The organism is Paenibacillus sp. LC231 (assembly GCF_001860525.1).
Classification (GTDB): domain Bacteria; phylum Bacillota; class Bacilli; order Paenibacillales; family Paenibacillaceae; genus Paenibacillus_AQ.
On sequence record NZ_JFOM01000015.1, the window covers coordinates 657322 to 681769 of the forward strand.

2 protein-coding genes (1 of these 2 cut by a window edge) are annotated in these 24448 nt (G+C 48.2%); both read left to right on the forward strand.

Annotation, left to right across the window (positions count from 1 at the left end; all coding sequences use genetic code 11):
• Entirely contained in the window at window positions 1–10311 is a 10311-nt protein-coding gene (locus AK95_RS13125; RefSeq protein WP_071220386.1) for an SDR family NAD(P)-dependent oxidoreductase, read from the forward strand.
• On the forward strand, window positions 10308–24448 hold the 5' portion of the coding sequence (locus tag AK95_RS13130) for an SDR family NAD(P)-dependent oxidoreductase (protein WP_071220387.1). Its footprint extends 3865 nt past the window's final position; only the first 14141 of its 18006 coding nucleotides appear in the window; its start codon is at window positions 10308–10310; its stop codon lies beyond the right edge, outside the window. The genes AK95_RS13125 and AK95_RS13130 overlap by 4 nt, the downstream gene beginning before the upstream one ends.

Below are 24448 nucleotides of genomic sequence, written 5' to 3' on the forward strand. Positions count from 1 at the left end.
ATGTACGAACAGTTTAACCTGTCCGCCAAGAACCCGATTATTAGCAACCATAAGGTATACGGGCAAGAATTATTACCCGGACTGGCCTATATTGACCTTATCTACCAAGTGTATAAGAAGCATCACTATGCATTCGACAAACTTGAGCTTCGCCATTTAAGTATTTATAAACCGCTCATAGTCGGACGGGATGTTACGGTAAGGCTTGGCATTCAATGTGATGAGGTTTCTCCTGGTATATGGAAGATTCGGTTGGAAGAACAGAATCGGCGTAACGGTGTGGAAGAACCAGAGCAAACGCTTTATGCCACGGCCGAGATGCATGCAAGAGATCAAGTCTCATACTCGGAAACATTGGATTTAGGCTTCGTGAAGGAGGCGGCAAACCGTGTGCTCCCCATCCATGACATTTATGAACAGTACCGAAGCCAGGATTTGGTGCATACCGGATTTATGAAGGCTGAAGGCCAGATTTATGAGATGGATACAGCAGCCATTCTGGATCTTTCTATTAGTCAGGAAGCGCTGGCCAGCTCGCAAGAGTTTTTATTCCATCCTGCCCTGATTGACGGCAGTGGCGTAGGGGGTGGAAGAATATATACTCCTTCGGCTCAAGTGGAACAGCGCTTGTTCTTGCCTCTGAGTTATGCTGTTTTTAATGCATCAGAACCGCTCCAGCAACGGTGTATTACAAGGGTGCAGAGCGCATCTGTCGTTCATAAGAAGGAGCTGATGTTCTGGACGATGGAGTTTTTTAACGGGGACGGAAAAATAAAAAACTTATCTACGAAGCTGGTTCGCGATGCCGGGTTAATCAATCCGGATCGAAAATGGTCCCTTTCATCATCTCCGATCATGGAGCAGCGCAATCCACCTCGGCTCAGCTCCAATAAGCAGGTTCACATAACGGGTGCCAACGAAACGGCACCTGTTATTTCCATCGAATGGTTTCTGCGGCAACTCATGGCGAACACGCTTAACTGTAAGGTGGAAGATATCCATCCTGAAACCGGATACTACGAGATGGGACTGGATTCCGCCGGTTTGTTAGGGATTGTGAGGGAAATTGAGACCAGCATCAATATCGCCTTATCACCGACTTTGTTGTTCGAGTACACAACCATTGCTGAGCTTACTTCTTACCTCGAAGAAAACTATGCCTCAAAATTCAACCAATCCGAGGTTGCTTCGGTAATATCCTTACCTGATAACGCTACAGATTTGGAAATTGAGAGTTCGTCTAAGCACTCGTCTCCCGGTTCCACTCTTTCTGACCATCCAGCAACAGAAGGAGACATTGCCATTATCGGTATGTCCGGTCGATATCCCCAAGCAAGAAACCTTCACGAATTTTGGAGGAATTTGCAGGAGGGAAAGGACTGCATAAGCGAGATTCCACAATCCCGCTGGGACTGGAAGACGATGGACGGTATAAAATCAGCTGGTGGGAAAGCAATGTCCAGATGGGGGGGATTCATTGATGATCCGGATTGTTTTGATCCGAAATTCTTTAGAATATCCCCTCGTGAAGCAGAAACGATGGATCCCCAGGAAAGGTTGTTCCTGGAAACTTGCTGGGAAGCCATTGAGGATGCTGGATATACACCTAAATCATTAGTTCCGCCCCGAGGTAAAAATAACAGGCGGAAGGTAGGCGTCTTCGCCGGGGTGATGCATAAGGATTATTCGCTGGTGGGCGCAGAGGCTTCTTCCCAAGGGGAAGCATTTCCGCTCTCACTGAATGCAGGCCCCATTGCCAATCGGGTTTCTTATTTCTGCAATTTCCATGGCCCCAGCATGACAGTGGATACGCTATGTTCATCTTCCCTCACTGCCGTTCATCTGGCGATGGAGAGTTTAAAACGTGGAGAAAGCGAAGTTGCGTTGGCCGGTGGGGTAAATTTATCTCTGCACCCGTCGAAGTATATGACTTACGGATTGTGGGGGATGCATTCAAGTGACGGTTATTGCCATACCTTCGGCGAAGGAGGAGACGGCTATGTTTCAGCTGAAGGTGTTGCAACGGTCCTCTTAAAACCATTAAATACGGCAGTCCGAGACAATGACAGAATCTATGCGGTTATCAAAGGCAGTGCAATCAACCATGTAGGGACTGTGAGCGGCATTATGGTACCTGGCCCAGTGGCACAAGGGGAAGTGATCGCCGATTGTCTTGAACAATCGGACATAAACCCGCGAACAATCGGTTATGTTGAAGCTCATGGTACAGGCACCTCGCTGGGGGATCCTATCGAGATCGAAGGATTGATGAAAGCCTTCGAGTCGTATACCCAAGAGCGGCAGTTTTGCTCCATTGGTTCAGTAAAGTCCAATATCGGCCATGCGGAGTCCGCCGCGGGGGTTATCGGCCTTCAGAAGGCTGCGCTCCAAATCTATCACAAAACGCTGGTTCCTTCCCTGCATTCCGAGCAATTGAATCCCTATATTGATTTTGAACATTCTCCATTCTATGTACAGCACACCAAGGAGGAATGGAAACAACCTGTGATCATGGAAGGCATGCGCAAGGTTAGCTATCCGCGGAGAGCTGCGTTAAGTTCTTTTGGAGCCACTGGTTCCAATGCCCATATGATACTAGAAGAATACATAGGTGCAAAAGTACGCGGTACAACGAAGGTGAACCATGGATTTGACCGACCTGTGATTGTTCCTGTTTCGGCTAAAAATGAAGAAAGGCTCAAAACCTACGTTAAAGAGCTGCTCGATTATCTGTTAGGCTTGCCTGACAGCGAGCCGGTACAGGAGGATAAAGAACCGCGATATACAGCCGACCTACAAGGTAAATTAAGAGAACTATTAGCTGATATCCTGCATGTTCACGGAGCACTCATTGAACCAGATGTTCCGTGGAGTGAATACGGAGTCGAACCTGTTCATATTCGATTATTAAATGAAAAAGTTCAGGATGAATTTCTTCTTGAGATCGATGATCAGGAATGGGGGCAGAGAAGCACAATTGCTTCTGTAACTGCTCATCTTCTGAGTGAGCACCCAGAAGTGATGGGGGCTCATAACGTTGGAACTGAGTATGATGACGGACCCGATGATCAAGACAAGCGGGGACAGAACCGCTCGATAATCCCCATCGAAGATGTGGCTTATACACTGCAAGTCGGACGCGAAGCCATGGAAGAACGAGTTGTGTTTGTCGCCCAGGATATCCTCGAATTGATTCAGGGGCTTGAAGCTTTTCTGGAGAATAAAGAACTTAAACATGGCTTTAGAGGCAAGGCCAAGTTCAGGAAGGAGATAGTTGTATCTTCCTCAGCAGGTAATATGAATAAGCAGTCCGTCAGCCAATGGATCCAAGAGGGGGATTGGAATAAACTGGCGGAAGGATGGGCTTCGGGCATGGAGTTAGATTGGAATTTATTATACGGCGAGAGCATCAGGCCTTCCCGGATCAGTTTACCGACCTACCCGTTTGCACGGGAGCGTTATTGGGTACCAGCTGCCGGAAAACCGATCGTTGCTGCGGCTGCGGAAGCAGGCATACACCCTTTGCTGCACAAAAACATATCCGATTTTACCGAGCAGCGATTTAGCAGCACTTTTAGGGGAAATGAATTTTTCTTAACCGATCATGTCGTGAGGAAGCAGAAGATATTACCGGGTGTTGCCTATCTGGAGATGGCGCGTATGGCAATCATGGAATCCCTAGGCAGCCGAGCGGATTATCAGACGGGAATTCGGCTGAAAAATGTGGTTTGGATTCGGCCTGTTTCCGTTGGGGAGAACTATGCAGCAGTGAATATCCGGCTGCTTCCCGCTGAGCATGGAGGGATCGTTTACGAAATATACAGTCATGTTCAAGAGAGCACAAATGCAGAGCCTGTTGTACACAGCAAAGGCAGTGCGGAGCTGCTATCAGCTGGAACGAAGGATGTCTTGAATATTGAAGATTTGAAGAGGCAGTGCGGCGAACAGTGCTTGTTATCCTCCGAATTCTACGAGGTCTTTCATGAGATGGGGATGGAGTATGGTCCGGCCCATAGGGGAATAGAGAAAGCATATGTAGGAGCGGGACAAATATTGGCTAAGTTATCCTTGCCATCAACCGTTTCCAATACCTTGATGGAGTATGTTCTTCACCCCAGCCTGATGGACTCAGCTTTACAGGCCACGATCGCTTATGCTATGAATTCTGGCGGCATGTCCCCGGTTTCGGTGAAACCGGTGATGCCTTTTGCCCTTCAGGAACTGGATATTCGGGGAGGATGTACGCCGAATATGTGGGCATGGATACGAAACAACGATAAGGATGAAAAGACAGGCATAACTCCCAAGCTGGATATCGATATTTGTGATGATCAGGGCAATATTTGTGTACGTATCAAAGGATTCTCAACAAGGGTGCTGGAAGGGGCGCTCGAGGCTAGCAGTCGGTCTAATGAGGTTCAACAAGAGTCAATGGTTCAACCGCCTGTCGGAGATATTCATCTTGTGCCAGCCTGGGAGGCCGTCCCGGCAGAGAAAGGCACAAGGCAGGCGCATGACTCCGATCACGTAATATATGTCGGTGAGGAAAAGAATAGGAGCATGATCCAACAGATGTACCCGCGGGTGCATTTTTTTGAGATGAATTCAGCAGATACGATTTCAGAAATCACTGCAAAACTAGAAGCTTTCGGCATAGTTGATCATATTGTGTGGGTAGCTCCTGCAGATCCGTCAACTTCTGTAGAAGATGAAAAACTGATGGAACGACAGGAGCAAGGCGTTATCCCATTGTTTCGTGTGATTAAGGCATTCATTGGATTGGGTTATTCTGCCCGCAGCTTGGGATGGACAGTGATCACATTTGACACGCAGGAGGTTAACGAGTCTCGCAAGGTCGATCCTTCGCATGCCGGAATTCACGGTCTGGTAGGTTCGATGGCAAAAGAATATCCGAGCTGGAATATCCGAATGATCGATTTGGAGGCAGGCTGTCAGTGGCCTGTATCCGATATATTCGCTCTCCCTGCTGATCGGCGTGGACACCCTTGGGTGTACCGGAAACAGCAGTGGTACCGACAGCAGCTCATACCATGGAATACTTCTGCAGCGGCGGAATCAGGCTTCAAGCATGGTGGCGTATATGTCGTAATTGGAGGAGCTGGCGGTATCGGTAAAGCGTGGAGCGAATATATGGTTCGTGCTTATAGAGCTCACGTGGTATGGATCGGCCGCAGACAGATGGATGAACATATCGGGGCAGATTTGGAAAGGCTCGCTCGTTTTGGACCCAGACCCGTCTATATCTCAGCAGATGCAACCGACTATGAAGAACTCCGAGCAGCTTATGAAGGAATCAAGCAGACCTATTCGCGAATTAACGGCGTCGTGCATTCGGCGATGGTGCTGTCGAATCGAAGCCTTCTGGACATGGAAGAGGATCAATTCAGAGCAGGACTCTCTGCCAAGATTGACGTGACCGTACGGATGGCCCAGGTTTTCCGTAAGGAGCCACTGGATTTTGTTATGTTCTTCTCTTCCTTGATCGCGTTCATTAAGAATCCAAAACAGAGCCACTACGCATCAGGCTGTTCATTCAAGGATGCGTTCGCACATCAGCTTTCGCATGAGTGGCCGTGCAAGGTGAAGGTGATGAATTGGGGGTATTGGAGCAGCGATGACGCTTCTTCTTCAGAGGATGTACAGCAGCTGTCCCGGATCGGGATGGGGCTTATTGAGCCTGAGGCTGGCATGGAAGCTTTGGAACGATTGGTTTCCAATCCGATTCATCAAATGGCGATGATAACAACGACCAAACCACTTATCGTTGAAGGCATGAATCCTAAAGAGCGCATCGAGATCCGATCGGATAGCACACCGGCTCTGATCAACAAAATAAGGAATTATAACTCGGGACCAGCAGACCCGTTTCAGAACATGAATGAAGCGCAGAATTTAAATCAGGAAATGATCATCCTTCTATCAAGAATGCTGCTAAGTGAGCTATCGTCAATGGATTTATTGGAAAAGAATACGAAATCTGTAGAGAGCAACGCCCGTCATGGAATAATCCCAATGTACGAAAAGTGGTTTGAGGAAAGCATTCGCGTCCTTGTGCAGAATCATTACCTCTATCAGGATGGCAAAATGTACAAAGTAACGGATCCGTTATCCGTTGATAAGGCCTTGTTATGGAAGGAATGGGAGCGCAAAAAAGTGGAATGGCTGGAAGATCCGAGTTTAAGGGCATGGATGACACTAGCCGAAGAGATCATGCGTGCATTGCCTGATATTCTGACAGGTAAACGTCTGGCTACCGATATTATGTTTCCGAATTCGTCCATGAACCTGGTGGAAGGCATCTATAAAAATAATCCCGTCGCCGATTATTTCAATGAAGTTCTTGCCGATACCTTATTGGCGTATATGGAGGAACGGATCAAGGAATCTCCTGCCGTAAAAATCCGGATTATTGAAATTGGTGCCGGTACGGGAGGTACAAGCAGCAGGCTTTTCCAAAAATTAAAGCCTTACCATGATCATATCGAGGAGTATTGCTACACCGATATTTCCAAAGCGTTTTTATTATTTGCTGAGAAGGAGTACGGCCCGCACAACCCTTTTTTGACTTATAAAATATTGAATGTTGATGCGCCCGCTGCCGGCTCGAACACTTCTCCGGGTGAATTCGATATTGCAATTGCAACAAATGTGCTTCACGCGACCCGAAATATCCGCCAAACTTTACGCAATACCAAGTCCGTTCTGAAAAAGAACGGTTTGATTCTAATCAATGAGCTGAGCGATAACCGAATATTTACACATTTAACCTTTGGACTTCTGGAAGGCTGGTGGCTTTATGAAGATGCACCTTTACGCATTCCCGGTAGTCCTGGTCTGTATCCCGAAACCTGGAAGGACGTGTTGGAGTCTGAAGGGTACGAATCGGTTTTCTTCCCGGCAAAAGAGTCACATGAATGGGGACAGCAGATCATTGCGGCAGGTAGTAACGGGGTGGTTCGAATAAAACAGGTACCCCATTCAGACAGAGTCGAAACGGAGGTCAAACGTTCGTCTAATGCCAAACCATTCGATACGAAGGACAGGTACGAATCAATTGCCACAGTAGAGGAGCAGCCTAGAGTAAAGAACGCAGCCGCTAAACAGGCGAACACGGTTATGACCGAACAGATGCTGGAAGAACATGTGAAGGAGACCATCATTGAGAAGCTTTCCGAGGCATTAAAAGTAGATAGGAACGAAATCGAATTGGAGGAGTCCTTTGCCGATTATGGTCTGGATTCTATTATCGGGGTTCATCTGGTACAAGTTCTTAATCAAGCCTTACGCATCGAACTCGATACCACGAGCCTCTTTGATTACAGTTCAGTTAAGCAGCTTACAGCTTATATTTTATCGGATCACAGGGATGCAGTCACTGGCCTGATTCGGGAAAGTTTAAACAAAAGAGTCGTCTCTGAAGACAATCGGTCGGTTATATCTGAATTAGATGAAATATCATCTTCCAGCCGGTTTATCGACAAGGGATATTTACCGATCAATCAAACTGCTCATTTCGTTAAGCATGAGGTCGCTCCTATAACACCGATGAACAAAGAATCGATTGCCATTATCGGAATGAGTGGAAAGTATGCTAAATCAGCAAACGTGAACGAACTATGGACGCACTTGTCCAGTGGGGCAGAACTTATTGGAGAGTCTCCGCGTTGGGATCTCTCGGCACATTATCAGACAGAGGCCCAGTATTGCGATCGCGGAGGTTTTGTAGAGAATATCGATCAGTTTGATCCATTCTTTTTTAATATTAATGGTCTGGAAGCCAACTATATGGATCCTCAGCAAAGGATATTTATGGAGGAGTGCTGGAAGGCACTGGAGGACTCAGGTTATGCCGGATCCAGGATTCAGGGCCGCGAGTGCGGCGTTTATGTCGGCTGTCTTGGGGGTGCGGGCGATTATCAACAGCTATTTGGAGATGATGCGCCGGCGCAAGCATTCTGGGGCATAGCAGGGTCGGTCATTCCGGCACGGATTGCATATTATCTCGATCTCAAGGGGCCGGCCATCGCCATTGATACGGCCTGTTCCAGTTCGTTAGTCGCTGTCCATATGGCATGTCAGGGGTTATGGTCAGGCGAGACGGAAATGGCACTGGCAGGAGGTGTGTTTATCCAGTCTACGCCTTGGTACTACTTGAGCACTAACAAAGCGGGAATGCTCTCGACAACGGGCCACAGTTATACTTTTGATGAGCGTGCTGACGGATTTATTCCGGGTGAAGGGGCCGGCGTTCTTGTGCTGAAGCGTCTTCAGGAAGCGATACATGACGGGGATCATATTTATGGAGTCATCCGTGGATCGGGAATGAACCAGGACGGAACGACGAACGGTATAACGGCGCCAAGCGCCATCTCTCAAGAACGCCTGGAACGAAACGTATACGATGCCTTTCAAATTGATCCCGGCGACATACAGGTTGTTGAAGCTCATGGAACGGGCACGAAGCTGGGAGATCCGATCGAGTATCAGGCACTGACGAAGGCTTTTAGAAAATACACCGACAACAAGGAGTACTGCGCGATCGGCTCAATCAAGACCAATATCGGGCATGCTGCTCATGCGGCTGGTGTCGCGGGTATCATTAAGGTTTTACTGTCTTTGAAGCATAAGCAAATTCCGCCTACGCTAAATTTTGAAACAGGTAATTCGAATATACAGTTCGAAAGCAGTCCCTTTTATGTAAATACGAGCCTCAGGGAATGGGAGACAGGACGGAGTGGCAAAAGACGCGCAGCGGTGAGCTCCTTCGGATTCAGCGGCACGAACGCCCATATCGTGATCGAGGAGGCGCCGGAATTAACAGGACATCATACCGACAAACCGGGATATCTGATAGTGTTATCTGCACGTACGCTTGAGCAGCTGCGCAAGCAGGCGAATCAACTGCAGGATTACTGCCAGGATAACAGGCAAACGGACTGCGGAAACCTTAGCTATACCTTGTTGGCGGGAAGAAAACATTTTAACAACCGGTTAGCCTGCGTAGTTCGGAGTTTGGATGAGTTAATGACGTTTCTTGGTAAATGGCTGGCCAGAAGCAAGGTACCGCAGGTTTATGTTTCGGAACTGAATGAGAATGATCGCCGGGAACAGCCTTCCTTAAAGCGATACGGAAACCAATGCATCCAGGAATGCCATTCGGTTGAACCCACCGAATATGTAGAGCGGCTAACAACCATTGCTGAGTTATATATTCAAGGATATGGGCTTGATTATGAAGCGTTGTTCACGAATGAACGCTATACCATCATATCTTTGCCAACCTATCCTTTTGCGTCTGAACGCTATTGGGTACCGAATGATAAAAGCAAAGGCAGCTCCTCTAAATCAGCCCCACGAGGGCAGGACATACTGCACCCTCTGCTTCATCAGAACACATCGGACCTTTCCGGAGTCCGCTACAGCTCGACTTTTAACAGAGGCGAACCATTACTGGCTACAACGGATATCCCGGGAAGAAACACGCTCTCAGGGATGATATATCTGGAGATGGCTAGGAAAGCAGCGGAGTTGTCGGGAGGAGTTTTCCTTGGCCCCGATGAAGGGATCCTAATCAAGGATGTAGTTTGGTCCCAACCGGTTGAAATTGTGAAAGAAGACTTGCAGCTCCATATGGATATCTTCCCGGATGAGGGAGACCTTTCGTATGAAATCTACAGTACAGCGGATAAGAACAGCATGGATCCAGTTATACACAATCAGGGACGGGTGTCGACAACTGCTGTACAAAGCACAGCATCGCGGGCTGAGATGAGTCTTGTTCAGGCACAATGCAATGTGAAATATTTCTCGAAGAATGAATGGTACAAGGTACATGTGGAAGCAGGAATAAGTCATAGTCCTCAACAGCAGGTGGTAGAGGAGATGTTTATCGGACATCACCAGCTGCTCGCGAAGCTTTCTATGCATAATGCTATGCGGGATTCATTCCATCATTTCATATTACATCCAAGTATAACCGAGGCAGCTATGCAAGCGCTGATAGGCCTCTTGCCAGATTGGGATGAGCAAATGGGTAGCGGTATCGTGAGTTCTGCACAGCCAATATCCTTACAGGAGGTTCATATGATCGGTAAGCCAACGCCATTGTCATGGGCTCACGTACGAAACAGTGCGTATGGCTTTCAAGGGAGTAATATCAAGGTTGATATTGACTTTTACGATCATCACGGAGCATTATACGCAACCATGCGAGGACTTACAGTACGATTGGAGAGCAACGGACAGCATGCCGTAAAACACGCCAAGGTTGGAGGAGGATTACAAATATGAGAAATCAGGATACTCTTTCAAGTTCAAAAAGATCAGTTTCTGCTCACGCGGTCCAGTTGTTTACACCGATCTATAAAGAATCAGAGACCATGAATGGTGACCATCCTCCGAGTTATGTCCGACATCTAGCAATCTTTTGTGAGATGGACCATTTACCCTTCGAAAGTCTGCAGAGCATGCTCACAGGCATGGAGTGCCTGATGCTTCAATCACCTCCTTCCCTGGAGATTAATCAACGCTTCCAATCTTATGCACAGCAGCTTCTTGACCTCGTAAAAAAGATAATGGAACAGAAAGTGAACGGCAAGGTGCTTATTCAACTTGTGGTGCCAGTTCAGGGAGAGATGAAGCTGTTCACCGGACTTTACGGACTCCTAAGAACGGCCCATATGGAAAACCCGAAATTATGTGGTCAACTGATAGAAGTTGAACCGGATGCAGAGCCGTCAAAACTCGTGCAGAGGCTTAACCAAAGCAAGGGGGCGGAAGTAGATAGCATACGCTTCAATCAAGGAAAAAGGTGGGAGGCCGCGTGGAATGAAGTTATTGTTCCGCCGGGGGAGGCGAGCATTTCATGGAAAGACAACGGGGTTTATCTGATTACCGGGGGCGCAGGTGGACTCGGACTCCTGTTTGCGGAAGATATTATTCGGCGAGTTAAAGCTCCAGTATTGATTCTTACCGGTCGTTCAGGACTATCTATGGATAAAGAAGCCAGACTTCATGAGTTGAGAGCGGAAGGAGCAAGAATCGAATACAAACAAACGGATGTGTCTCTTAAGGACCAGGTAGAACCACTGATTCATGACATCCTGAAGGAATTTGGAAGCCTGCATGGGATCATCCATGGCGCAGGCGTCGTTTGTGACAATTTCATACTTAAGAAGACCGGGGATGAATTGGAGCAAGTGCTGAATCCCAAAGTGTCAGGGACTGCATATCTAGATTCGGTCACCAAGGATTTGCCGCTGGATTTCTTTATTTTCTTCTCGTCGATCGCAGGCTGTTTCGGTAATCCGGGACAAGCGGATTATGCAGCTGGGAACGCATTTATGGATGCCTATGCGGAGTATAGAAACGGTCTCGCAGCATTCGGACTGCGCCAAGGCCATGCGTTGTCCATCAACTGGCCATACTGGAAGGATGGTGGGATGGAAGTTGATGAAATAACGGAGAAATCGATGATGCAAAGCTGGGGGATGACGGCACTGGACACGAAAAGCGGTATACTGGCCATGCATCAAGCCCTGGCTTCCGGTCATGATCGAGTCCTCATCCTGTCAGGTGAAGTAGATAAGATCAGAGAGAGGCTGCTACCAGGTCCCACTCCTAAATCACCAGCTTCTGAACCAACGAAGCGTCACCAAGTCGATGAGGGTTTGTTAAGGGACAGAACAGGCCGTCAACTCAAAGTCCTCTTCGGAGAAGTGACACGACTCGAGGTTACCCAATTAAGTGTTAATGAACCCCTTGAGCGTTATGGAATCGACTCCATCATGATCAACCAACTGAATGCAAAAATGGAAGGGATCTTCGGGGAGCTTTCCAAAACGTTATTCTACGAGTACCAGACATTAGGTGAAGTCCTTGATTATCTGATTGCCGAACACACGGAACGATGTGTATCGTGGACAGGGCTTGGAGAGCAGCGTGATGAGGGATCTGCAGGTCCATCGGTAGATTCGCGTTCGAGTGAACCTTTTCCGGTTCTCGTTTCATTCCGTAAAGAGAAGAACCGTTCCACTCGATCTCCAATCCGTCAACCTGAGCATAAATCGCGAGAACCCATTGCAATTATCGGTATAAGCGGACGGTATCCTTCTGCCCGCAATCTCAACGAATATTGGGAAAATCTTAAGGCAGGCAGAGATTGTATTACCGAAATACCTGATGACCGCTGGCCAATGGAAGACTTCTTCGATCCGGATCCACAAGAAGCGGCAGCGAAAGGCAAGAGTTACAGTAAATGGGGAGGCTTTTTAGAGGGCTTTGCGGATTTCGACCCTTTGTTTTTCAACATTTCTCCCCGTGAAGCCATGATGATGGACCCACAAGAGCGCTTGTTCATCGAATCCTGTTGGGAAGCGTTAGAGGACGCGGGTTATACACGGGAGCTGCTGGCAATCAAGCATAACCGCCGGGTAGGCGTTTTTGCCGGAATCACGAAGACGGGTTATGATCTGTACGGCCCGGGTTTGTGGGAGCAGGGGGAACATGTTAACCCATACACCTCCTTTAGCTCAGTTGCCAACAGAGTTTCGTACTATCTGAATTTACAAGGACCGAGCATGCCGATTGATACGATGTGCTCTTCCTCTCTAACCGCGATTCACGAAGCCTGTGAGCATCTTCATCTGGGTGAGTGTGAAATGGCGATCGCGGGCGGTGTGAATCTGTACTTGCACCCCTCCAATTATCATTGGCTGAGTGTACAACAAATGCTCTCGAAAGATGGCAGATGCAAAAGCTTTGGCCAGGGCGCGAACGGTTTTGTTCCTGGCGAAGGCGTGGGTATCGTACTTCTGAAACCTCTTTCACGTGCAATTGCGGATGAAGATCAGATTCATGCAGTGATTAGAAGCACCAGTACGAATCATGGCGGTAAAACCAACGGCTATACGGTTCCCAATCCTGTCGCGCAGGGGGAACTCGTCCGTGCTGCACTGGACAAAGCAGGCATAAATGCAAGAGCGATCAGTTATATCGAGGCACACGGAACAGGAACCGATCTTGGCGACCCCATTGAAATTACGGGGCTTACCCAAGCATTCTCCAAAGATACACGGGATACAGGGTTTTGCTCCATCGGTTCAGCCAAATCTAATATCGGCCATTTGGAAGCGGCAGCCGGCATGGCCGGTCTTACCAAAATCGTTTTGCAAATGAAGCATAAGATGCTGGTACCCAGTCTGCATGCCCAGGAACTGAATCCGAACATAAACTTTGCCAACACTCCTTTTGTCGTCCAACAAACGCTTCAAGAATGGCAAAAACCGATGATTCATATGGATGGAGAGCGTGTAGAGTTTCCTAGGATAGCGGGTGTCTCTTCCTTTGGAGCAGGCGGTTCTAATGCCCATGTTATCTTGGAGGAATATACGCCTGAGGAGACGTATCGCCGGGCCACGTCTTCTCAAGATGGTCTTCCTGTAGTTATTCCGTTGTCAGCCAAAAACCAACCATGCCTTATCGAGAGAGTGAAACAGCTTTTGGAGATTATGGCTAAGGAGAATGTATCGGATCGCCAGCTGCTTGATATGGCGTACACGCTTCAGGTTGGGCGAGAGGCCATGGAAGAACGGATTGCAGTCGTTGCGGAATCGATACAAGATCTTCAAGCAAAGCTAACGCGTTATGTGACGGGCCACAATGATATGGATGGACTTTACAGGGGGCAGATGAAGCCGGGTAAAGAGCAACAGCGTATAGAAGAAGCGGATTCATCCATGGAGAAGCTGGTCCTGGAGCGGAATTTTCATGGCATCGCGATGATTTGGGTTCAGGGCCTGCCCGTGGATTGGAATATCCTGTATAGGAATGGCGTTAAACCACGCCGGCGCAGTCTTCCCGTCTATCCTTTTGCGAGGGAACGATATTATATTGCAGAGAAACAACTGAATCATGAAGGAGTTGTTTCATCAACCCGGAAGTCGATCGAGGGCACGGCGGATGCGAATGAGTCTGTAAGGATGGAGATGGATGGAAGCTCCATGGAAACAAACCACGCGGCAAGTCATCGAAGAGCTGTATCAGGTAAAGGCCGGCGAAGAGAAATGAGAGACATGAGCACGAAGCAGTGCATTGAATGGGATCTGAAGGAGCAGATCGGTCTATTGCTCCAAATTCAGCAGGGTAGGCTGGACAGTGAAATCAATCTTGCTGACTTTGGCTTTGACTCTATAAGTTTAACTCATTTGGCGGCCATGCTGTCTAAACATTATGGGGTAGAACTAACGCCTTCGGTATTCTTCAGTCATTCCACGATAAGTAAAGTAACGGAGTATATGATGAAGGAGCATCAAGAAGCACTTGCTGAGTTCTACTATGAGGCTGATGAGCACAGGCCTGCAAAGATCGTTCCCAAAGCAAGCCCAATCGCACAGTTAAAGGTGAAGCTAAGCAGCAATTTATCTAGTGATGCCCATGAGCCCATCGCCGTTATCGGCATGAGCGGACGATTCCCGCAAGCGAGAAATGTTGAAGAAATGTGGACGATTCTGACCGAGGGAAGGAACGCGGTGAGAGAAATTCCCGCAGACCGGTTCGATTGGCGTCATTACTACAGTGCTTCAGGGAAGGCTCCTCACAAGACAGACAGTAAATGGTGTGGTTGCATCCCGGGTGTTAGTGAATTCGATCCGTTATTCTTCGAGATTTCACCTAAGGATGCGGAATCAATGGATCCGCGGCAGCGCTTATTGCTGGAAGAAGCCTGGAAGGCGTTGGAGCATGCTGGCTACGGAGACAAAAAAATCAGAGCTGGAAAAATTGGCATGTTTGTGGGTGCTGAGCAAGGGGATTACCAGCAGCTAGTTAGAGGAGAGGCAGGGATTACCTCCAACCACAATGCGATTCTGGCGGCAAGGCTGTCTTATTTTCTGAATTTGAATGGGCCTGTACTTACGGTGGATACGGCATGTTCTTCTGGGCTGGCCGCAGCACACCAAGCCTGTCTCAGCCTTCGCAATGATGAGTGTGATACGGCCATGGCAGCGGGTGTCAATCTGATGCTTACTCCTGATCCGTATGTAGGAATGAGTCAAGCTGGGATGCTCTCCAAGGACGGTACCTGTTTTGCTTTTGACAAACGGGCGAACGGGCTTGTCCCCGGCGAAGCGGTGACCGTGGTTGTGCTTAAGCGTTTATCCAGGGCAGAAGCCGATGGGGATTCGATCCTGGCGGTGATCCGCGGCAGCAGTATGAACTATGACGGCAAAACAAACGGAATCACAGCTCCGAGCGGAGTTGCGCAAACCGAGCTTGTAAAAGCCGTTTATGAACAGTCCCGTGTTAACCCGGAGGATGTCGAATATGTCGTAACACACGGGACCGGAACGAGACTGGGGGATCCGGTAGAGGTAAACGCTCTTCAAGATGCATTCAAAGCCTATACGGATAAACAGGGATATTGCGCGATTACTTCGAATAAAACGAATTTTGGGCATACCTTCGCCGCTTCAGGGTTAGTGAATATGATCAATCTGATACAAGCTTTCCGTCATGAAACGATTCCAGCAAGTCTGAATTTTGAGCAGGAGAATGACTTTATCCATTGGACGGAAAGTCCTTTTTATGTCAACACAACAAACAAACCTTGGCCAGCCAGTGGCAATAAAAAGCGTCTGGGTGCCGTAAGTGCGTTCGGGATGAGCGGAACGAATGTTCATATGGTTTTGGAGAGCTACGTCTCAGCTTCAGTAGAAGAGCCAGCAGGCATTGCCCCTTATCATTTGCTTACGTTCTCTGCCAAATCGAAGGAAGTTTTGGAAGAGAAGATTCAAGATATGGTTGTCATGCTAGAAAAAGCGGAGGTATCACAGGAATCGTTAAGCAGAATAAGTTATACCTTGTTGGAAGGACGACAGCATTTTAACCATCGTATGGCAGTTGTAGTTCGGGACAAACAGGATGCTGAATATATATTATCGGCAAACGGGGACAACATACGGCTGCCCAATCGCTGTGCTGGTAAAGTTCCTCGTGATTTTGAAGGCCAAGTTTTGATCCAGCAGTACGTCAACGATCTACTGAGATCTGCCCAATCTCTGAAGGAAGATCCGGATAAATACCGGGAAACACTCAATGCATTAGCCGATTTGTACTGCCAAGGGTATGAGATCAGCGGTGATGATTTATATGACAGTGCACTGGCCCAGTTGATAGAGCTTCCGACTTACCCATTCGCCAGAGAGCATTATTGGGTATCTGTCCAAGACATGACCACTGGCGTTCCAGAACCGAAACCCGGGCGCTTCCGAATCGTAAACAGGCCCCAAAGAGAAGCACATTATGGGCATTCTATGGGACAAGATCAGCTTCGAATAACAGAAAGCGCAGCGCCGCAAGAAGGTTACGAATTGTTGACATTCGAAGAGGTCTGGGAAGAAGAGGCTTTAAAGGATATCCAGAACGCCAATATGAAGACGCTGGTTTGTTTCCTAACCGAAGAGGAGAGCAAACAGATCGTTACGGATAAAGCTACAGCCTTGGGTGGAGACACGCAGGTTATTTTTGTTTCGCGAAGTACCGTCTTTGACAAGAAATCCAGGCATGATTACAGTATTCCCGCGGCGACTAGGGATTCATATCTACAGGCGCTGTTGAGTATCCGCAATGATTTCAAAGAAATCGATGCCGTGCTGTATTTATGGCCTATTGAAGATGCTGCATACATCAAAGATTATTCCAGCATCGTTCACATGGTTCAGGCTATCGCTGCCGCAAAATTAAAACCGAAGCAGCTATTGCTTGCCGGTCAATTCGCGAATTCGATCGAGCGATGTTATATGGAATCATGGATTGGCTTTGAGCGATCTTTAGGTCTCGTACTGCCAAATGTTAGCGTAAGTGTCGTTTCTATTGACTTGCAGGCCCGGGAGCAAACGGAGTCTCTGTTAGTCCCGATTGGGAAGCTGTGGGCGGAACTTCGAGCAAACCCATCAGGAAGTGTACTGTATCAGGACGGAAAACGGTATATTTGCCGAGTCAAGCCCACCGTGCTGGAGGATAATTCTATCACGTTGAAGCAAGGCAGAACCTATCTAATTACTGGCGGATGCGGCGGCTTGGGGCTTCTTTTTGCCAGACATATCGCAAGCCGATACGCTGCAAATTTAATACTTACAGGGAGATCCCCAATGAATGATGAAATTCGGGCCGCCATCAAGGAGCTGGAGGACCTGGGCAGTCAAGTTCTATATGTCCAATCCGATATTTGTCATGTAGAGTCTATGCGTAAAGGTTTGATTGCTGCAAAGGCTCGTTTTGGACCTATACATGGGGTTATCCATGCCGCAGGCATGTCAAGCCGTCAACATATACTTGAAAAAGAGCTGGATGACTTCCATAAAGTGCTCGCTCCTAAAGTGGAAGGGACACTAGCACTGGATGAAATACTTCAGGAAGAGCAGCAGTTGGATTTTATATGTTATTTCTCATCCACCTCGGCTGTGATCGGCGATTTTGGTTCTTGTGATTATGCCATCGGAAACCGGTATCAGATGGCATATGCGCGACATCGGAACGAGCAGAACCGGGCTGGCCGCTCCATCGTGATCAATTGGCCGCTTTGGAAGGAAGGCGGGATGGGCTTTCAGGATCAGGATAATACCGAGATGTATTTGAAATCCAGTGGTCAGCGCTTGCTGGAGACCGAAGAGGGCTTACAGGTATTTGAGCGCATTCTTTCTCACAGCCTATCGCATCATCTGGTGCTGGTTGGTCAGCGGAGCCGGGTGCATCGATTCCTGGGGCTTGCCAACAACGAGGAATCATTGGCAGCGAAAAGACAAACACCAAATAACGTAAATGCGAATGCTGCTCCCGGCAGGGGATGGCGGAATGAAATGAAGGGGTTGAGCCTTGCGCAGTGCCTGGAATGGGATATGAAGGAAATGATAAGCCAGTTGCTTAAAATTCCTCGCGATAAGCTGGATTTAGACGAAAATCTGGCGGAATTCGGCTTTGATTCCATCAATCTTGCACAGTTCGCAACTGTGCTGACTGAGCATTATGGCTTGGAGATCACACCTTCGTTGTTCTTTGGGCAATCCACGATCGGTAAATTAATCGATTATTTTATGGAAGAGCATAATGAAATGACGACAGAATTTTATCGAGAAAGTCAGATTTCAGATATGAAACCGCCAAACTTCCCGGACACAACAGCAGCTGAGCCAAAAGCATTCAAGAGAGTGAGGGTGCAGGAACGAATGGCTTCATCATCATCAAACCTCCATGAGCCTATTGCAATCATTGGCATGAGCGGACGATTTCCGGAAGCCCGAAATATCGATGAGATGTGGACGATCCTGGCGGAAGGCCAAAGTGCCGTGTCGGAAGTTCCTGCAGAGAGATTCGACTGGCGGCGATACTATGGGGATAGCGAACAGGAAGCGGAGCCAATCTATTGTAAATGGTGCGGAACCATTCCGGGCGTCCGCGAATTTGATCCGATGTTTTTTGAAATTTCGCCTAATGAGGCAAAAACAATGGATCCGAGGCAGCGGTTATTACTTCAGGAATCCTGGAGGGCGTTGGAAGATGCCGGGTATGGGGAGGATAAGCTCGGCGGATGCAAGATCGGGATGTTTGTTGGAGTCGAAGATGGCGACTATCATCTGCTTGTGAAAGACAAAGGGAATATAACCTCCAACCATAATGCTATTCTGGCAGCGCGATTATCCTATTTTCTGAACTTGAGCGGGCCGAATATGGCTATTAATACAGCATGTTCATCGGGATTGGTTGCAGCTCATCAAGCGTGTATGAGCCTTCGTAATGGAGAGTGCGATACGGCCATCGTGGCTGGGGTCAATCTTCTGCTTACACCCAATGCATACGCTGGCATTAGTCAGGCAGGCATATTATCTGCAGACGGCAAGTGTTATGCATTTGACCAACGGGCTAACGGAACGGTTCCTGGTGAAGCCGTTGCCGCTTTGGTATTCAAACGCTTGTCACAAGCCGAAGCGGATGGGGATCCCATCCATGCGGTTATTCGCGGCAGCGGAGTTAACTATGATGGGAGAACCAATGGGATCACAGCTCCTAGCGGAATTGCCCAGACCAATCTGTTAAAAGAAGTTTACCATCAATATCAGATCAATCCAGCAGAAATAGAGTACATTGTAACCCATGGCACCGGGACAAAATTAGGCGATCCTGTAGAAATCAATGCCTTGAACGAAGCGTTTAAAGCGCATACCGAGAAACAAGGGTACTGTGCGCTTACTTCTTCTAAGACAAATTTCGGCCATACCTTTGCGGCTTCCGGACTGGTTAGTCTGATTAATCTCGTGATGTCCATGCGTCATGAAACGATTCCGCCAAGTCTTAATTTTGAGCAAGAGAACGATTATATCCGCTGGGCGGAAAGCCCGTTCTATGTAAATAAGAAAGCGAAGGCTTGGGGACAAGTTAACGGAGCATCCCTAAAAGGTGCCGTTAGCGCTTTCGGAATGAGCGGGACTAACGCGCACATGGTTGTCGAGAGTTATTCGAGAAAAAAAGTTGCTGAATCCACGGAGCGACCGCCGTACTATATACTGGCACTTTCAGCCAAAACGAAGGAAGCGCTCGAGGAAAAAATCCGGGATATGCTTCATGCACTCGTTAACGAGAAGTGGGATGAAGAGGATCTTCAGCATATCAGCTATACGCTGCTTAATGGCCGCGTTCATTTCAGTCATCGCTGCGCCGTTGTCATACAGGATTTAGGCGATGCTGTGTATGTAATGAAGCAGGCTGGGAACAGCGAGAAAGTACCGAATCTTTTCGAGGGCAGGATTCCCCGCGATTTTGTCGGACAAAAAGCAATGCAGTCGTATATACAGGAACTTCTTGCGAAGAGTCGTAGCCAGCATCATAGCAGAAGCCAATATCAAGAGACGCTTTATGCCCTGGCGGACTTTTATTGTCAGGGTTATGAAATCGAGTGGGGGCAGCTCTTTGGCCAAACTCGGCCTTACAAGGTTAAGCTGCCGGCGTATCCCTTTGAACGGGGAAGCTATTGGGTGAATACGGTTGAAGCAGACATTGGTGAGCAAACAATCAGGAGGGTCGATGACACAGAACCTCATCCTGCAGCAGAAGTCGAGGTGAGTCCGTTAGTTGGCCGCATATATGATGGGGAGATTAAAGCTAATGTTGAGGTTCCACATCATTCTGCCGAAATGGATTCAGAAGCGCTGGTGTCGTCAGTTTCTGCTCAACTAAGAACTCTGTTGATGGAGGTAACCGGGATTCCCCATGACAAATTGGAGAATGCAGCTTCCTTTGAAGAATTGGGACTGGATTCCCTGATGATTCATGCGTTAAATAAAAAAATCGAGTTATGGATTGGACAGTTGGACGCCACTCTTTTTTATACGTACAACAGCATCCAAGCATTAGCCGCTTATTTGGCACAGGAATATCATGAAATGGTTTACAAGCAAGTGGAGATGTCTGTGAATGGGGCATCTCTGAAAAACTTAAAGCAGGTTGAGCAGGTGGAACCGGCCCCAAAACAGTCTCTTCAAGCGTCTAATTCAGCAGCGATACCTTCAAGCCGCACTATCATATTAACGGATCGGCAGCCAAACGCCTCGAACGATATTGCCATAATCGGGTTAGCTGGCCGTTATCCGAAGGCAGATACGCTGCAGCAGTTCTGGAATAATCTTTACGCAGGAAAGGACTCGATCGAAGAGATTCCGTCGAGCCGCTGGTCATTAGACGGCTTCTATGAACCGGACCGGATCAAAGCGGTAGCGAAGGGTTTAAGTTATAGCAAGTGGGGAGGCTTTTTGGACCGCGTTGAATATTTTGATCCATTGTTTTTTAATATCTCGCCGAGAGACGCTATGTACATGGATCCGCAGGAACGCTTGTTTCTTGAGGCTGCCTGGGCATGTATGGAGAATGCGGGATATACCCGGGAGTCGCTGAAGCAGGAAGGGTATGGAAATCAAATCGGAGTTTTTGTCGGTGCTACTTTTAACAACTATCAGTTGTTTATGGCCGATGCAGCTGGGCAAGCCAATAGAGAGATGTATTTGGCGACTAGTCAGATGTTCTCGATAGCAAACCGTGTGTCTTATATCATGGATTTTACAGGTCCAAGTATGACGGTGGACACAGCATGTTCTTCATCCCTGTATGCAGTTCACTTGGCTTGTGAGAGCATCCGAAATGGGCAGTCCCGGATGGCAATCGCCGGCGGTGTAAACCTTTCGCTCCATCCCAGCAAGTATATTACATTGTGCCAGGGACAATTCAGCGCTTCCGACGGCAGATGCCGCGCTTTTGGCGAAGGGGGGACGGGTTATGTGCCGTCTGAGGCGGTAGGCGCCGTCTTTATGAAACCTTTGCAGGAGGCAATCAGAGATCAGGACTCTATTTATGGGGTCATAAAAGGGACCGCGGTTAGCCATGCGGGCAGGACGAACGGTTATACGGTACCAAGTCCAGTGTCTCAATCTCAGGCGATTGAAAAGGCGCTTATCCAAAGCGGAATTGATCCAAGAAGCATCAGTTCCATTGAAGCTCACGGCACCGGAACGTCGCTCGGGGATCCGATTGAGATTAAAGGCTTGACGGATGTATTCGGCAAATATACCGGAGATACAGGATATTGCTCCATTTCTTCTGTCAAATCAAACATTGGACATGCAGAGGCAGCGGCTGGGATTGCGCAGCTTACCAAAGTACTGCTTCAGTTGAAGCATCAAACTTTAGTGAAAAATGTCATGCACGGACATGAATTAAACCCTAATATTGACTTTGATCGTACGCCATTTGTTGTGCAACGTGATACCGCTCATTGGAAACGTCCAATAATTGACGGACAGGAAGTTCCTCGCCGTTCCGGTATTTCGTCCTTCGGAGCAGGGGGAGCTAACGCGCATATCATAGTTGAAGAGTATGTCCCGGTGAACGATCAACGAGCTCGCATTGCCGTCAGTTCGCAGAGTCCCGCGTTGATCCTTTTATCGGCTAAAAACGAAGACAGGCTCCGGGAACAGGCCAGGCAGTTATTGTACGCTCTCACGGAAGAACAGTTCTCGGATGCTGCGCTTCCTGATATTGCCTATACACTTCAAGTGGGGCGAGAAGCCATGGAAGAACGATTGGCCTGGATTGTGGGGTCCATGGACGATCTTAAGCTGAAGTTGGAAGGATTCATTGAGGGGCCTGGTCATATCAAGGATATGTTCCGGGGACAGGTCAAACGCAATAAGGAGACGTTGTCAGTCTTCGAAGCGGATGAAGAGTTTCAGGAAGCCGTTGTCAAATGGATCCAACGCGGAAAATACGCCAAACTTCTCAATCTTTGGGTAAGAGGATTGGGCGTCGACTGGAACCAGATTTACGGAGGCGTAAAACCGTGCCGCATCGGCTTGCCAACTTATCCATTTGCTGGGGAACCTTACTGGATTCCGGAGACCGAGAAGGATGCCGAAGCAACAAAATCTGCTGGAGATCCGGCCATATCTGTTATTCATCCTTTACTTCACCGGAATATCTCCGATCTTTCGGGGCTGCGTTTCAGTTCGGTTTTTACTGGAAACGAGTTTTTCCTAAAGGATCATGTTGTGAAGGGCCAGCGAGTTCTGCCTGGAGTGGCTTACCTTGAAATGGCGCGAACGGGGATAGAACAAATGGCCGGGGAAGCGCTGGAGCAGGGTCGTACAGGGATCCGGCTTAAAAATGTCGTATGGGCTCGGCCCATTGTGGCGGTAGATCAACCGGTTCTAGTCCATTTGGATCTATACTATGAGGACAATGGTGAAATTGCCTATGAAGTATACAGTGAGCAGGAAGCGGAACCGGTGCTGCACAGTCAGGGAAGTGCGGAAGTATGCAGCTTGAATGATCATGCTTCGTTGGATATTGAATCGCTTCTGGCTGAATGCAATCTGGACATCATTTCATCAAGCAAGATTTATGAAACCTATAGCGCAATGGGTATACATTACGGTCCAGCACATCAAAGTATACAAAAGGTCTATCTGGGCAGTGGCCAGGCGTTAGCGAAGCTGTCTCTTCCACCCGGGGTGACCGACGCAGCTTCTCCTTTTACGCTGCACCCCAGCCTAATGGATTCTGCTCTGCAGGCCACCATATCCATGATGATGAGCTCTGATTCAGCGGCGAGCGTTTCGTTGAAGCCGGGACTTCCGTTTGCTCTGCAGGAGCTGGAGATTTTCGGCAAATGTCCTTCCGAGATGTGGGCACGAATCCGTTACAGTGCCGGAAATAAACCAGAGAGTAAAGTGCAGAAACTGGATATCGATCTATGTGATGCTAAGGGTAAGGTTTTTGTAAAAATGAAGGAGTTTTCAACTAGGGTGCTTGACGGCGAAGTGAAATCATCGATGGTTTTGGAAACGCCGGGCACCCTCATGCTGGAGCCGATCTGGAGGGATCAGCCAGTTGCTCGGATTGGCAGTAGCCCGGAGTATGCCAAGCACTTGGTGTTCCTGTGTGAGATCGGTTCGGGCATGCAGCAGAGTTTAAACGATCAATTGAGCCGGGCCCACTGCATTACGCTGGAATCCTATCAGGAACGAATAGAAGAGCGGTTTATAACGTATTCAGCCCGAATCTTTGAGGAAATTCAAGCGATCCTGAGAGACAAACCCAAAGATAAAATCCTTATCCAGGTGTTGTCACTCTCTCAGCAGGATCAACTGTTGTTATCGGGGATCTCCGGCTTGCTGAAGGCTGCACAGTCGGAAAACTCCAAGCTTGTATGTCAATATATCGAAATAGAATCCATTGATTCTGATATAACGGGTGTACTAATAGAGAACAGTCAATATCCAGTGGATCAACGTATTCGGTATCGGGACGGCCAACGTTGTGTTGCCGGTTGGGGTGAACTTCATGCTGACGTTATGAAGGCTGCTGCTCCCTGGAGAGACCGGGGCATTTACCTGATTACAGGTGGTGCAGGAGGTCTTGGCATCATCTTTGCCAAAGAGATTCTCAATAAAGCGAAAGAGGCTGTATTGATTCTTACCGGACGCTCGTCACTGCATGAGGGTCCGCATGCCGAACTGGATGAATTGCGGGCTCTTGGAGCCAAGGTTGATTATCGACAAGTCGACGTGACAAATAAGCAGCAGGTTACCTCCTTGATTCAGAGCCTTCATGAGGAATACGGAAGGCTGAACGGCATCATTCATGCGGCGGGTATTATCCGGGATAATCTGATTCTTAGAAAAGATGTCGAAGAACTGGAAAACGTGATGGCACCCAAAGTAAGGGGACTCGTATATCTGGACGAAGCCAGCAAAGACATCCAACTGGATTTGTTCATTGCGTTTTCTTCTGTCGCGGGGGCAACGGGTAATCCGGGACAGACGGATTATTCCGCTGCTAATGCTTTTATGGATTCCTACGCGGAGTATAGAAATGCGCTTACGGCTTC